The sequence below is a fragment of the Chryseobacterium sp. Marseille-Q8038 genome (assembly GCF_965111995.1).
On record NZ_CBCOPN010000002.1, the window covers coordinates 308,224 to 323,488 of the forward strand.

At 36.1% G+C, this 15,265-nt stretch carries 9 protein-coding genes; all 9 read right to left on the reverse strand.

All coding sequences use genetic code 11. The features are described 5' to 3' along the window. On the reverse strand, positions 1–2,790 hold the full coding sequence (locus ACWPWS_RS15305; protein WP_454047094.1) for a SusC/RagA family TonB-linked outer membrane protein: 2,790 nt from the start codon (positions 2,788–2,790) through the stop codon (positions 1–3). 429 nt (positions 2,791–3,219) lie between these two features. After that, positions 3,220–4,671, reverse strand: a complete 1,452-nt coding sequence (locus ACWPWS_RS15310; protein ID WP_454047095.1) for a RagB/SusD family nutrient uptake outer membrane protein — start codon at positions 4,669–4,671, stop codon at positions 3,220–3,222. A gap of 10 nt (positions 4,672–4,681) precedes the next feature. Next, entirely contained in the window at positions 4,682–7,522 is a 2,841-nt protein-coding gene (locus ACWPWS_RS15315; protein WP_454047096.1) for a SusC/RagA family TonB-linked outer membrane protein, read from the reverse strand. A gap of 417 nt (positions 7,523–7,939) precedes the next feature. Then, positions 7,940–9,268, reverse strand: coding sequence for a hydroxymethylglutaryl-CoA synthase family protein (locus tag ACWPWS_RS15320; RefSeq protein ID WP_209788167.1), 1,329 nt, complete (start codon positions 9,266–9,268; stop codon positions 7,940–7,942). A gap of 169 nt (positions 9,269–9,437) precedes the next feature. Further along, positions 9,438–11,948: a M1 family metallopeptidase gene (locus tag ACWPWS_RS15325; RefSeq protein WP_454047097.1), complete on the reverse strand. Its 2,511-nt coding sequence runs from the start codon at positions 11,946–11,948 to the stop codon at positions 9,438–9,440. 22 nt (positions 11,949–11,970) lie between these two features. Next, positions 11,971–12,189, reverse strand: coding sequence for a hypothetical protein (locus ACWPWS_RS15330; RefSeq protein WP_142718561.1), 219 nt, complete (start codon positions 12,187–12,189; stop codon positions 11,971–11,973). Between the two features lie 227 nt (positions 12,190–12,416). Then, complete coding sequence (locus ACWPWS_RS15335; RefSeq protein WP_454047098.1) at positions 12,417–13,211, reverse strand: thymidylate synthase; 795 nt, start codon at positions 13,209–13,211, stop codon at positions 12,417–12,419. Positions 13,212–13,346: 135 nt separating this feature from the next. After that, a complete protein-coding gene (locus ACWPWS_RS15340) occupies positions 13,347–13,787 on the reverse strand; it encodes a hypothetical protein (protein WP_454047099.1) in 441 nt (146 codons plus the stop codon). A 123-nt stretch (positions 13,788–13,910) separates the two neighbouring features. Next, entirely contained in the window at positions 13,911–15,260 is a 1,350-nt protein-coding gene (locus tag ACWPWS_RS15345) for an alpha-amylase family glycosyl hydrolase (protein WP_454047100.1), read from the reverse strand. Positions 15,261–15,265 lie beyond the last annotated feature (5 nt).

A 15,265-nucleotide genomic window follows, 5' to 3' on the forward strand; every position in this document is an offset into this window, starting at 1 on the left:
TTAAAATTCTAATTGCAATCCTACCAAGATTGTTTTTACCGCTGGATAAGTATAAAGGTTATATGCTCCAGGAACAAACAATGCTGTAGATTCACCAGATCCTACTGAAACTTCAGGTTCTCCGTGGAATTTAGTTACTGTAAATAAGTTTTGTCCCTGTACATATGCTCTAAGCTTATTGATAGGAGATCCTTCTCCAAGGAACGCTTTATCAAATGTATATCCTAATGTAAGTGATCTTAATCTTAAGTAATCAGATTTTTCAATCCACTGATCAGAATCACGCATACCGTTTGAGTCAACTTTTTGGAATACCCCTGTATCTCCTGGATTTTGCCAAACCTGAGCAGCAGACTGCGCCATATTTCTACCTGCAACAGCCAATGTTGGGTCAACAGCAGCAGCATACATGTTGTTATACGTATATCCACCTAACTTGAATGCAAAGTCTGCACTGAAATCAAGTCCTTTGTACTGAACTGTAGTTCCGAATCCACCAAAACTTTTTGGGAATGGAGATTTATCAGTAAGAGGAACAGCATTAGAAGCACTGTAAACATTAGTAATATTTCCAGCTTTATCATAATATAATGCATTTCCATTACTTGGATCTACTCCTGCAAATCTAACATTATAGAATACATAAGGAGTTTCACCTACTTTAAGATAAGTATCTCCCAGGTTTCTTTCTGTCTGACCGTCTGCTAACTTATCAAGAACTGATTTCTGGAAAGACATGTTAGCATGTAAGTTCCACTGGAAATCTTTCTGCTTGATTACATCTACACTCAATTCAACTTCAAGACCTTTCTGAGACATATCTCCCGCATTGATATACTGGTAGTATCCTCCTTCTTGTTTATCTAAAGGTACAAGCTGTACGAAATCTTTTCTCTTATTTTTGTAAACTTCAACGGATCCACGGATTCTTCTGTTCCACATTGTGAAATCAACTCCTAAGTTGGTGATCGCGTTAGATTCCCATTTAAGATTACTATTACCGATGATAAAGCTGCTGGATGTACCAGGATATAATGCTCCGTTAGCACCATATAAACCATAGCTGACATTGGTTACGTTGTAGTAATCCGGCAGTGTTCCGTCATTACCTGTCGTACCATATGATCCTCTAAGTTTTAAATCATTGATAAAACCACCTTTCATGAATTCTTCCTTCGCGATATTCCAGGCAGCACTTGCAGACCAGAAAATACCACTTTGGTTATTGGCACCAAATCTTGATGAAGCATCTCTTCTCAATGATCCTGTTACCAAATATCTACCTTCATAGTCATAGTTTAACATACCTGCTAAACTGAACAGGGTATTTCTTACTTTAACCCCGGTAAATGTATTTCTGTCAGACGGTGTCGTAATAGATGGAACATTTAATGCCGGAGACTTCAATCCGTAAGCTCCACCGTTCATTGTTTCGTTGTAGTTATCGTTATATTCGATAAATCCTAAGAAATCGAAGTTGTGGCTTCCGTATGATTTTTTATAGTTAATGGAGTTATTCCAAGTATAGTTAAATGTATAGAATGAATTTTTGTTCAATGAACCTGTAGGAACTTTGTTCACTGTGATATCCAGGTTTGAACCTTTCTTCAACCACTGAGTTCCCATGTACCAATCGAAAAGTCCGTTAAAGTTTGTTTTAAACTTCAGACCATCGATAATTTTATATTCAGCGAATAACGTTACCGGAATTCTCAGTCTCTGATCATCTAATCTGTAATTACGGATCTGCTCAACAACGTTAGAACCCGCTCTCATTGTCTGATTATAGCTTCCGTCCGGGTTGTAAACAGGCTCGTAAGGAGCATATTTATACATTGCTCCAAATGGGTTCTGTGTATTGTTTCTGTCTCTGAAATTCTGTGTTTCCTGATACTGAACACCAAGGTTGATTCCTACGTTCAGTTTTTCACTTAGCTTATTCGTAAATCCGAAGTTACCTGTATATCTCTTAAGACCGTCGATATCTCTGATAATCCCGTTGTCAGAATCATACCCTAAAGAGTAGTAGAAAGTACTTTCTCTGGATCCACCCTGAGCACTGAACAAGTAAGACTGGATGCTTGAAGGCTTCAACAGATCTTTTTGCCAGTTGTGATCAAAAGCAGCAAGTCTGTCCATTTCCTGCTGAGATCTCGGCTTAAATCCAAGGTATCCCAATTGATTCTGGAAATCCATCAGCTCTCTGGAGTTCATCATGGTGTAATTATTGTCCTTCAATCTCTCACTGAAACCAAATTTAGTTTCAAATGAGTAATGAGTTTTCCCGGCTTTTCCGGCTTTAGTAGTTACTACCACTACTCCATTTGCTCCTCTCGCACCATACTGTGCTGTAGCAGCAGCATCTTTAAGAATTGAAATAGACTCTACATCTGCAGGGTTGATTGCACTGAACTGTCTTGCAGTCATGTACATCCCGTTTACTACATAAGTAGGCTCTGAAGAACCTCCAACACCGGCAATCCCTCTCACCTGGATGGTAGCAGCAGCACCTGGCTGCCCAGTAGTACTTTGTACAAATACCCCTGAAGCTCTACCCTGTAAAGAGTTACCGATAGATGTTGTAGGAGAGTTTCTTCTGATTTCGTCTCCACCCACAACAGCCTGAGCCTGGGTAATTTCATCTGCTTTTTTCTTCTGGTATCCAGTAACGATTACCTCATCGATCTTATTCTCCTTCAGAACAGAATCATTCTTAGATTTTTGCGCAAAAGCAGCTTGTCCTAAAAAAAACAAAGCTCCTGCACTTAATACATGTAACTTCACATTCATATTAACAGATTTTAATATATTCAAAGGACAAATATGTTAATAAATATCTGTAACATCAATTCATTAAATGCTGAAAACAGGCTTCCAGAACGGAGAGATTCACATTGATACTTGAAAAATGATGGGGAATCATTTTAATTGTATTTAAAAAATTAACAAAAAATAAGTCATTTTAAATATTAACGGAATTTTAATAAATTTCAAAATTAAAATCAATTTAAAGCAATTTAAAGTAATAGGTTAAAAAAATAAACTTCAATAAATAAAACTTACGAAAAATATAAAATAGAACCCTGCCTGATTTTAAGAGAAAATGTAAAAAAACATATTCAATTTCTTAAAATATACATAACAAACGACGAGTTTACCCCTCAAAAGACTGTCTTAGAGACAGCCTTTTGAGGGGTAAAGAGAAAAAATTGTTAATTGCTAATATCCAGGATTTTGTTGAATTTGTGGATTCAAATTAATAGCATCTATAAGAATTGGCCATTGCCACTTATTACTTGTGGAAGATAAAGTTAAAGTGGGAGCAGGAGTTCCATTACCATTGCTTAAAGCGCCCTGGTTAGGTCTTGACAAGCTTAATCCTAATCTCTTTAATGTGTACCACCTGTCAGCTTCTCCCATTAATTCAAGTCTTCTTTCTTTTTGAATTTCATCCCATAAAGCAGTACCTGTTACATTTAACGGTGAATAATCAGAATACCTTGATTGTCTTAAAATATTAAGCAATGCTAAAGCTCTGGCTTGATCAGAACTAAAAGCCGCTTCTGCACCGTTAAGATAGACTTCAGCTGTTCTAAGATATTTATAATTAACCACATTCGGCAATGATCCTCTCGTATTATATTTAATTACATTAATATAGCTCAGGCCAGAAAATGTACTTACTTTAAAATAAGAATTTTTTCTCACATCAGTAGCTTTATATAAGTCATAGAAGTTCTTGTATACTACAAATTCTGATTTAATAGCTCCACTTATAATTTGATTATAGCAGCTACCAATTGTAACTCTTTCTGCATCTGAATTCAAAATCTCCAATAATGTACCATCTTGATTGGTACTATTCCAAACAGAAGGGAAATTACCTATTGCGCCGACACTAGGAGATATTGCTATAGACCCTTCTGCAGCAGCCAAAGCTTTTACATTATCTCCCATAAACAAATATACTCTTGACAATAGTCCTGCAACTGAAGCTTTATTCAGCCGGCCCTTTACAAATGGAGCGGCACTATTATTAGTGGCTGGTATGTTAGCTTTTGCAAATTCTAAATCAGCTATGATCTTTTCATAAACCTGAGAAACATTTAAATTCCTTGTCACCGGAGTATTGGAAGTAGTGGTCATATATGCAATTCCAAGAGAGGTATTTGCATCTGAGGATTGTGTTGGAATTTTACAATAAGCTCTGGCAATATCAAAGTGTATAATACCTCTTAATGCTCTGGCTTCGGCTTCAACTTGTAATGATTCTGCAGGAGTGAGAACTCCTTTATTTAAATTTTCAAGAACAAAATTAGCTCTGGAAATAGCAAAGTAACCTGCTCCATACAATGCTGTAGTCTGCCCGTCATCAGGACCAAATTCCAAAAGCCATGACCTTGTTTCGGTAAGTCTTCCTGATGGGCTCTGGATCAAATTATCAGCAGTTAGATCAGCCATAATATTTTGACTTCCGGAATCGCCACCCGAAAAATATCCTGTTCTTTTCATAGCATCATATACTCCATCTAAAGCAAACCTATAATCAGTATATGATTTAAATGCATTATCCACAAATGTATTGGTATTGGAAAACTGTTCCAAATCTTTATCACATGAAACCGTTGCTATAAAAGCAAATAGTAAACCTGATATAATTATCTTTTTCATTTTTTAAGTTTTAAAATTCTACTTGAACACCAAACATAAACTGTCTTACTGCCGGATAACTAAATAAGGCATATGATCCAGGTACATAAGTTTGATTTGCTGACAATTGATTTTCGCCGGAACCCACTGCCACCTCAGGATCACCTTTAAATTGGGTCCATGTTAATAAGTTCTGCCCTTGAACATACACCCTGAGTAAATTCAATGGAATACTTTCGCCCAGGAATTTTTTATTAAATGTATAGCCTATCATTAAAGTTCTAAATCTTAGATAATCTGATTTCTCCAAGAATTGATCAGAATCTCTTAAACCTACTGCAGTTGGCTTTGGAAGAACATTTGTATCGCCCGGATTTTTCCAATAATTAAGGGCATCAATACTCATATTATCCGTTCTAGATGAGGGGTCTTGTAAAGTCTGAGTTTGATAATTATAAGTATACGCTCCTGTTTTGAATGTAAAGTCTGCTGAAAGATCAAATCCATAAATTTCAGCACTAAGACCAAAACCTCCAAAGAACTTTGGAATTGGGCTTTTGTTTGTAAGGTCTTTAATATCTGCAGAGGCATTATAAACATCTGTAGCTGTCCTTCCATTAATTGTATAAAAATTCTCTCCTGTATTGGGCGCTGTTCTATCCGTAAAATATAATGCTTTTCCATCTGAAGGATTTACCCCTGCATACTCTACAAATCTGTAGAAATATGGTGTTTCACCAATTTTTAAAGCAGTCTCACCCATATTTCTTTGGGTACTTACTCCGTCAAGAGATGTTACTTTAGCTCTTTGCCAAGATGTATTTCCTCTTAATGAAACTTTTAGATTCGTTTTTCTGATCACATCAAATGTAAATTCAGCTTCAAGTCCCTCATTACGCATATCACCAAGATTTTTGTATATTGAATAGTTACCTGATTCGTAGGGAAGTGGTAATAGCTGAATAAAATTATTTCTATCTGTTCGATAAACTTCAACAGCTCCTCTAAATCGGTTATTTAAAAAGGCAAAATCTACTCCTAGGTTGGTTGTTTTATTGGTTTCCCATTTTATATCAGGATTCCCTGTTATAGTGGTAGGCGTCATTGTTGCTCCGCTTCCATAATCTCCATAAGAAACATAACCTACGTTAGCAAAGTTTGGAATATTTCTATCATTTCCTGAAGTACCATAAGATGCTCTGACTTTAAGTTCATTAAAAAAGCCTCCATCTAAAAATTCTTCTTTTGCAGCATTCCAAGCTAAACTACCACTCCAAAATACTCCAGATTTATTATTGGCCCCAAACTTTGAACTTTTATCCCGACGAATAGAACCTGTAACTAAATATTTCTTTTGATAATTATATTCGAACAAACCTAATAGAGAGAATAACGTGCTTTTTACTTTATCTCCGGTAAAAGTATTTTTATCGGATGGAATGGTATTCGAAGGAGCATCTGAATTAGGATTTTTATAATTAGTACCACTTGCAGTAATATTTTCTGTAAACTCACTATTAAACTCTACAAGACCGGTAGCTCCAATAAAATGATCTCCTAATTTCTTTTTAAAATCTATTCTATTTCCATAAATATAATTGAATGAATAAAAAGTACTTTTTCTAAGTGTCCCTAAGCCAGCTGCTCCATTTACGATAACATCTAATTGAGATCCTCGTTTCAGGTCATTCGTATTTACTAAATTATCATATAATGAGTTAAAATACATCCTGTAAGACAGATCTTTATTGATTTTATATTCACCAAAAATATTTCCGGTAGCTCTTAACCTTTGGTCATAATCAACATTATTCCGTAATGCTTCAACAATATTAAAACCTTGTCTCAAATCATAATTATAGGATCCGTCCGAATTATAAACCGGTTCAAATGGATTATATTTGTACATGGCACCAAATGGACTTTGGACATTATTTCTATCCCTTATATTCTGAGTATACTGGTAAGCAGCTCCCAAGTCTAAACCTACCTTCAGTTTATCACTTAAGTTATTTTCAAAATTAAACCTCCCTGTGTATCTATCCAATCCATTAATATCTCTAACAATCCCATCATCTTTATCATAGCCAAGGGAATAGTAGAATTTATTTTTATCACTTCCGCCTCTTGCTGAAAACAGATAACTCTGAAGAAAAGAAGTTCTTAAAACATCTTTCTCCCAACTATGATCCAGCTTTAGTAAAGCCTCTTCCTCCGCTGCTGTATAATCAGGTAAACCTGGTAACCCCAGAGCCCTCATTTCTCTTTCATATTTTAATTTCTGAGCAGCATTCATCATTTCAAAATTCAATTCCTTATTTGAAATTTTTTGAGAGAAGCCTAATCTATTTTCAAATGAGTATTGCGTCCTGCCATTCTTACCTCTTTTCGTGGTTACAACGACAACTCCGTTAGCTCCTCTTGAACCGTATTGTGCTGTCCCCGCAGCATCTTTCAGAATGACTATACTTTCTACATCATTACCATTAACAGCATTAAATTGTCTTGCTGTCATATAAATCCCGTCCACTACGTACAATGGTTCTGAATTTCCCGTAAACCCGGCAATCCCTCGAATATTAATCTCAGCAGTTGATCCCGGCTGTCCGTTTCGTGATTGAACATATACCCCCGATGCCCTCCCCTGAAGCATATTCCCCACAGAGGTAGCAGGTGTTTGTGTTTTTAATTCTTCAGCTGTAACAGTAGATTGTGCCTGGGCAATTTCATCTTTTGCTTTTCTTTGATACCCGGTTACAACAACCTCATCAATTTTATTAGCTATGGTATCCTTTTTCACTTTCTGTGCAAAAGCAGTCTGTCCAAGAAAGAACATAGCTCCTGTACTTAATAGATATAATTTCACATTCATATTAACATATTTTAATATATTTTAGCGACAAATATGTTAACAATCCTTAACAACATCAAATCACAACATACTGCAAAACAACATGTTAAAACGTATTTAATTCATAATTAATATAAAAAAACACCAGCCCCAACTGAGAAACCATTTCTATTGATTTAAAAAATAAACGATAATAGAAATTTGACAGAATTTTGACAGACGAAAAAAATATTATGAGGTTTCACTTTATTGGAAAAAGCGGTAAAAAAAATCAACGAAACAAAAATTTCCGATTAATAATATCCAAAACAAAATAGTTAATATTCACATAAAAAGCATCAAAACACCCCACAATGAGTGATAATACTTCACAAAAAACAACAAAAAAATAAAGCATCCCAAAATATGAGATGCTTTATGTATTAATTTTCTAAAAACTTATGGTTGATAATGATAATATCTGGCTCCAATTAAAACAGGATTTTCTACTTCAATCGAAACAAGCCCGAAACCTTTATAATTTCTGTTTACAGATTCTCTCAATTGTTTTCTATGAAGTTTTTCATAGGTTTCAAAATCAACAGCAGATCTCTGATTTAAATTTTCGAATAAATGCCATTTTTCAACTACTTTTCTCCAGTTCTCAGAAACCTTACCGGCAAACACTTTTGATTTCGAACCGCTTCCATAGCCTACAAAACCAATTTCTTTTCCTGAAAGTTCTTCATTTTCATTAAAAGATGTTTGTAGTGCAGAAAGAAACGCCATAAAAATAGATGCTGTATACATATTTCCTATTTCTGAAGAGGCTCTCTGGCTCTTTTCTATCTTATCATTAATTAATTTCAGATAGTTTTCTGATTTGGCAACCGCCTTCTGTTCTTCTGCTGTTTCATAGGAAAGGTCATTTTCAAGGCTATATATTTCAGTAAAAACCCTTTTTCCATGGAAAGCATAGGGAAGATGGAAAATAATATGTTCCCAGTTTTCATAAGGTTTATTCTCCCCTGTGATCTTTTTATAATGATAATAAGCTTCTTTTATTCTATCCTGATAGCATTGATTAGAATATTGTCCGTCAAAAACAGGCTCATCTGTAAAAACTTCAACCTTGTCAGGATATGTTTCCGGAGCTCCATTCAAATCTTCTTTCTTATATAATCTTCTCGGTTTGAAAAAATCAAAGACACTTTCTGAAGCAACGCCCCAATTATTTTCAATTTCAAGAAGATCCGGTTTTGATGAAACCAAAAGAGCGACAGCTCCACCTCCCTGGGTATATTCTCCTGAAGAAGCCAATTCATATTTTGCATAATCACTGGCAATCACGACTGCTTTTTTATCAGGATTTACTCTTACAAAATCCAGAGCATTATGGAGTGCATCCACTCCTCCTACACAGGCAAAAGTCATATCCAGTACATCACAGTTTCTGAAACATCTTGTCCCAAATTCTTCTTCCAATACTTTTTCTACCATCTGTACAGCATAGGAAGCTGTAGGTTTTGCTGCATCCACCGCACTTTCTGTTCCCAAATATACTCTTGCTATTTCTTCAGGATTGATTTGATAATCTTTTATAAGCTTCAGTAATGCTTCTGCTGCAAAAGTAGCAGCGTCTTCGTGAACATCAGAAAGTCCCATTTTATGAAGACCTAAGCCTTTTTCCAGTTTCGCCGGTTCTATTCCTCTTTTTTCTGCTAAATCCTTAATCTCCAAATATAAACCAGGCACATAATAGCCCGCTGCTTCAATTCCAAAACTCATAATTGTCTAAATTTTAAACGAATTTATGAAAGATAATGCAAAAAACAGTGGTTAAAAATGCTGATTTTTGTAATATCATTAAAAACCAATGGATTTTACCATATAATCTGTCCATTTAATTTCACTTAAAGACAAAAAGAAAGCCGACACATCTGCCGGCTTTCTCTATTTACTTATAGTTTTCAATTGCTTTATTGATCACATCAATCTGTTTATTAATACTTGCTGCATTTTGTGGATTCTGTTTCAGCAGTTCCATTTTTTTGCTCAGCCCATCTTTCAGCATCTGAACCATCATCATTTTAGCCTGTGGATTATCTGCCATCTGGTTTTTGGCATATCCTGCTATTTTGGTAACGCTTTCCGTTGCCTTCAGATTATCGGAAGTCATAATCCAGTTGAAACCATCTTCTGCTGCTTTTCCTAATTCCGGGTTCTGGAATTTAATAAATGGATAAAAAGTGGCAAGAGGGGCAATATTTTCAATCTGAGAGGTAATTTTGTTCTTCACAATAATCGGAAGCAGTTGCGCTCTGAGTTCATCTGATGCTCCTTTCATATCAATTTTGTCAGCCAGAGCATTTGCTCTTGAAGGATCAATGGAAAGAAGTGCACTCATAGAATTTCCTTTTACCGCATTGGAAACGGCGTTTACTCCTTTTTCAAATAACGGAAGGTATTTCTTATCTTTTGTTTTTCCCAAAGCCGCAATAGCTGCAGCCTGAGTTAATGTCTTCGGATCATTGGAAGCCAGTTTTTCAACTTCAGCACCCAGCGCTTTCATTTGTTCAGTATTCGTAAGGTCTATTAAATTCAAAGCTTTTATTCTTACTCTGAAGAAGGGATCTTTCAATGCGGCAGCCAACAATTTTACAGCAGCAGGATTTTTCCCAACCTGATCTTTAATTCCAGTTAAAGCCAGATATCTGCTTTTGAACTCTTTGGAATTTATAAACTGCATCAGATTCTGTTCCGGAGTTTTGGTATCTGTAATCTCTGCCAGTAAAACTCCGTCTGCATTGATATTTACAAGATCAGGAGCTTTGGAAACATCAAAGCTGAAAGTATTTTTAGCTTCTGCATTTACCCAGACATTATATCTTTTAGGTTTTCCGTTGTCATATACATCTATAGCCAAAGGAAATTCAAATGGTTTTTCCTGAGTTTGATTAATCGTTACAGCAACCTGTTTTTTTACAGGCTCAAATGTAGAAGAATAATTAATCTTCGGGTTTCCGTTTCCAAAATACCATTGATTGAAGAACCAGTTCAAGTCTTTACCGGACACTTTTTCAAAAGACAGGCGCAACTGATGGGCTTCTGCATTCTGATATTCGTTGGTTTTCAGATAATCATTCATTCCTGCGAAGAAGGCATCATCACCAAGATAGTTTCTCAGCATATTTAAAATTCCGCCACCTTTCTGATACGTTACCAGATCAAAAACATCTTCCCGGGATTCATAATTGAACCTTACCAGGTTTTTGTTAAAATCCGTTGGGTTGTGAATATACTGATTCACATCCGTCATCAGGTGATAATCTGCCTGGTCTTTTCCATATTTATATTCATTCCAAAGATATTCGGAATAATTGGCAAAAGATTCATTGACGGTAAGGTTGCTCCAGCTTTCTGCAGTCACCAAATCTCCAAACCAATGGTGGAACAATTCATGAGCAATGGTATCTTCCCATGTATTTTCATCGATAAGCTGTCCCGGTTTCTGTAAGATATCACTTCCATGAAGGGTGGCCGTAGTATTTTCCATTGCACCACTTACATAATTTCGTCCTGAAATCTGAGCATATTTTGCCCATGGATAATCATAGTTCAGCCTTTTGGAGAAAAAGTCAATCATTTCCGGAGTATTTCCATAGATCTGCTTGGCATAAGGCTCATATTCTTTTTCAATATAGTAATCAACCGGAATATTTTTCCATTTGTCTTTTACCACGGCATATTCGCCTACTCCCATAAAGAAAAGGTAAGTAGAATGTCTCTTATCCATCACCCAATGATCTGTTCTAAGCCCGTTGGATTCTTTTTTAGAATCTTTCATCAGCCCATTGGAAAGGGTAACATATTTATCGGGAACCGTCATGTAGATTTCCTGTGTTGTCTTTTGATTGGGTTTATCAATCGTTGGAAACCATGCAGAAGAGGATTCTGTTTCTCCCTGTGTCCAGATCTGTGTAGGCATATCCGGTTCTGTTCCCTGAGCATTGATGAAGTATAGTCCTTTCGCATCATTGATTGCCATACTTCCCTCCTGTTTCACTTCATTCGGGCGGGAGGTATATTTGATATACACTGTATAATCCTGATTTCTCTGATAGGTCTTATCCAGAGTAATTTTTAGAACATCATCTTTGTATTCGTATTTTAAAGGAGACTTTTTGCCGTTATTATCAAGAGCTACTTCATGAATCAGCATTCCTTTTGCATCAAGAGTAAGCTCATTTGTAGCATAGAAGTAAGGCGAAGCAGTAAGCCATTCTTCTCCATTCATCTGTTCTTTCTGATAGTCAAAATTTACTTTCAGCTTCGTGTGTTTAAGTTCCGTTACTTTGGTGTGGGTAGCTCTGTATACTTTTTCTCTGCCTGAAGTTTCGGTTTGTGCTGATACATTTGCGGAAAATAAAATTCCAAGTATAGCAATTGATAAAATGGCCTTTCTCATCGGTCTACTTTATTTTTTAGAATTATTTTTTAATGATTATATCGAAAATATCATTGACTAAGGTTTCATAGTCGCCTTTTTTAAGCTGTTCCTTCGTTTTTGCAAAGGCTTTTTTGAGTTCGCTTTCCGGATTTTCGTCATCAACTATTTCTGTTGATGCTACTCCTTTCAGCTGAAGTACAGCATTTTTCAGGGCTTCAATGTCTGCATTTTCTTCTATATTAATTTTTAAATACTTCATGATGTATTTTTAAGCATTTGAAATGTGTGATCTGTACCCGTCCATTGATCTCTTTTTCAAAAGAATCCAATGAGCCGGCGTTGTTCTTTCAAATGTAAGAAACAATTGTCAAAAGAAAGCGTACTGAAGTATTTATATTCTGATTCCATAACTTATGGGCACAGATAAAAACATCTATTAGTATTAAAATAATAGAAGTGAATAAAGAATTAAGTGATAAAAGAATATTAAATCGCTACAGGAGCTTTGATCCCAGGATGTGGATCATAGTTTTCCAGGGTAAAATCTTCGAAATCGAAATCAAAGATATTTTTCACGTCGGGATTCAGTTTCATCGTGGGAAGAGATTTCGGTTCTCTGGCAAGCTGTCTGTTTACCTGTTCAAAGTGATTATTGTAAATATGAACATCTCCGAAGCTGTGAACATAATCTCCTACTTCCAGCTCACAAACCTGTGCCACCATCATCAAAAGCAATGCATAACTTGCAATATTGAACGGCACGCCAAGGAAAACATCAGCACTTCTCTGATACAGCTGTAAGGATAATTTGCCATCAGCTACATAAAACTGGAATAAGGCATGACAAGGAGCCAAAGCCATGTTTGGAATTTCAGCAACATTCCATGCTGATACAATTAATCTTCTTGAATCCGGGTTCTTTTTGATCTGGTCAATTACTTCTGTAATCTGATCTACCACTTTTCCGTCTGCTCCGCTCCAGCTTCTCCATTGTGCCCCGTAAACAGGTCCAAGATCTCCATTTTCATTGGCCCATTCATCCCAGATACTTACTCCGTTATCTTTAAGGTATTTGATATTGGTATCTCCTTTCAGAAACCAAAGCAATTCATAGATAATGGATTTCAAATGCACTTTTTTTGTCGTTACCAAAGGAAATCCTTCAGACAGATCATATCTCAGCTGATATCCGAAAACACTTCTTGTTCCAGTGCCTGTTCTATCGGTTTTATCAGTTCCGTTGTCTAAAATATGTTGTAAAAGATCCAGGTAGTTTTGCATTTTGAATGAGATTTTAAGTTTCAAATTTAGTGAAAACCATTAAAAAAAGCACTCACTTTTATGAATGCTTTTTATAGGGATGATGTTTATTTTCTATTAAACAACTGTATATCTGCAATCTAACAGACATTAATTTTACCATATATTTTCAATGGTCTGATGAATGGTGTTGACAGTGAATGATTCTCCGGTTTTTTTGCCATACATCACTTTTACCAAAGGAGATTCTGCGGAAACAGTCATAATTTTGTACTTCTCAAAAACAATTTCTCCCATTGAAGCAGCAACGTAAAACAATCCCTTATTGGTTTTTACCAATGCCCCGTTCTGAACTTTTTCCGAAGGATCGGATGTTATTTTCTGCAAAATATTCTGCTGGTTCAATACTTCGTTAAGCTGTCTCTGAAGATTATTGATTTCCTGCTGAAGCATTTCTCTTCCGGTTTCATATTTGTCCCCCATTGAGCTTTTTGTATCATTATTGGAAGCCCGTGTTTCTGCAATAAGGTTTTCAAAATACTGGATTTTGTCGGCAACTTTTGCTTTAATGATATTGATTATTTCCTGTTTGTTCATTGTAATGGTAGATTTTTATTGTAGGGTAGATAAACCACCCTGTCAAAATCGCAGATTTTGACACCCCTCCAGCGGAGGGGAATTGAGAACCTTTAAAGACGAGTCGTTAAGATGTACTACTACTTATTTTTCAAATACCGCATAATCCGAAACTTTGAAGCTGAAATCTTTTCCATTGCTGAAATCTCTTTTTGTCTTATCAAAAATATTTCTGAATGTTCCTGATAGCTGTTCGTCTTCAATAGAAAAGTTAACAGGCTCTTTTGACATATTCAGGACTACCAATATTTCATCTTTTCCATTTTTTCTTACGTAGGCCAGAATTTTATCATTGGCTGTCGTATTCAGAAGATAAGTAGTAACATGAGGATCTCCTCCTCTTAAGGCAGGATTGGAAGCTTTTACCTCCAATAATGTTTTATAGAAATCGGCAACCTGGTAGTTATGAGTCCATTTGATGACATCTTTTTCGAAAAATTCCAGTCTCTTCATATTCGGAAGTTCCTGACCTGAGTATAATAAGGGAACACCATTCCATGTTGCGGAGAATACTGCCATAGGTTTTGTGATCACTCCATATTTTTCATATTCGGTTCCGTTCCATGAGTTTTCATCGTGATTGGTGGTAAACCATGCTCTCATTGAGGTATCCCCAATATTGGAATATTGTCTCAGCAGATCTTTTAATTCCTGAAGAGGTTCATTTTTTTTGTAATAATCGGCAGACTTGTGCATCCATTTCCAGGAATAGCTGGCATCAAAAACTTTTCCGTATTCCGGGCTTTCCAGCTCATCAAATTCTCCCAGCCAGAAAAGGGGTTTTACTTTTTCCACTTCGGGGCGTGCCTGTTCCCAGAAATCTACTTCTACCCATGAAGCAAGATCACATCGAAAACCATCGATATCGGTTTCCTGTACCCAGAATTTCATGGCATTGATCATAGCCTGACGCATTTCCTGGTTCTTATAGTCCAATTCAATAATATCATCCATTCCGGAGGCGATATGAAATTTTCCGTCGGGATCTTTCAGATAAAATTCCGGATGTGTTTTTGTCCAGACATGATCCCAGCCTGTATGATTAGCCACCCAGTCGATGATTACTTTGAATCCTAATCTGTGTGCTTCATTCACCATATCTTTAAAATCCTGTAATGTTCCGAATTCAGGATTGACAGAGGTATAATCTGCAGCGGCATAAGGGCTGCCCATACTTCCTTTTTTATTCTGCTGGGCAATTGGGGTAATAGGCATAAACCAAAGTGTTTTTACTCCCATTGATTTCAGGCGGGGCATTTCTTTTGCAAATGCTTTGAAAGTTCCTTCCTGAGTATATTGTCTTATGTTTACTTCGTAGATATTTGTATTATGTTTCCAATCTTTTGGCAGTTCTGTCATCTTCCGGATTTTTTTTTGAGTGGTACAGGAAACAATTCCCAGACCAATTACAGCTAACAAAATTAATTTTTTCATTAAAC

Bases quoted from the DNA above. Each gene is read 5' to 3' on its own strand.
- ACWPWS_RS15310 (WP_454047095.1), bottom strand. From the start codon at position 4,671: ATGAAAAAGATAATTATATCAGGTTTACTATTTGCTTTTATAGCAACG.
- ACWPWS_RS15305 (WP_454047094.1), bottom strand. From the start codon at position 2,790: ATGAATGTGAAGTTACATGTATTAAGTGCAGGAGCTTTGTTTTTTTTA.
- ACWPWS_RS15335 (WP_454047098.1), bottom strand. From the start codon at position 13,211: ATGCAAAACTACCTGGATCTTTTACAACATATTTTAGACAACGGAACT.
- ACWPWS_RS15330 (WP_142718561.1), bottom strand. From the start codon at position 12,189: ATGAAGTATTTAAAAATTAATATAGAAGAAAATGCAGACATTGAAGCC.
- ACWPWS_RS15340 (WP_454047099.1), bottom strand. From the start codon at position 13,787: ATGAACAAACAGGAAATAATCAATATCATTAAAGCAAAAGTTGCCGAC.
- ACWPWS_RS15325 (WP_454047097.1), bottom strand. From the start codon at position 11,948: ATGAGAAAGGCCATTTTATCAATTGCTATACTTGGAATTTTATTTTCC.
- ACWPWS_RS15320 (WP_209788167.1), bottom strand. From the start codon at position 9,268: ATGAGTTTTGGAATTGAAGCAGCGGGCTATTATGTGCCTGGTTTATAT.
- ACWPWS_RS15315 (WP_454047096.1), bottom strand. From the start codon at position 7,522: ATGAATGTGAAATTATATCTATTAAGTACAGGAGCTATGTTCTTTCTT.
- ACWPWS_RS15345 (WP_454047100.1), bottom strand. From the start codon at position 15,260: ATGAAAAAATTAATTTTGTTAGCTGTAATTGGTCTGGGAATTGTTTCC.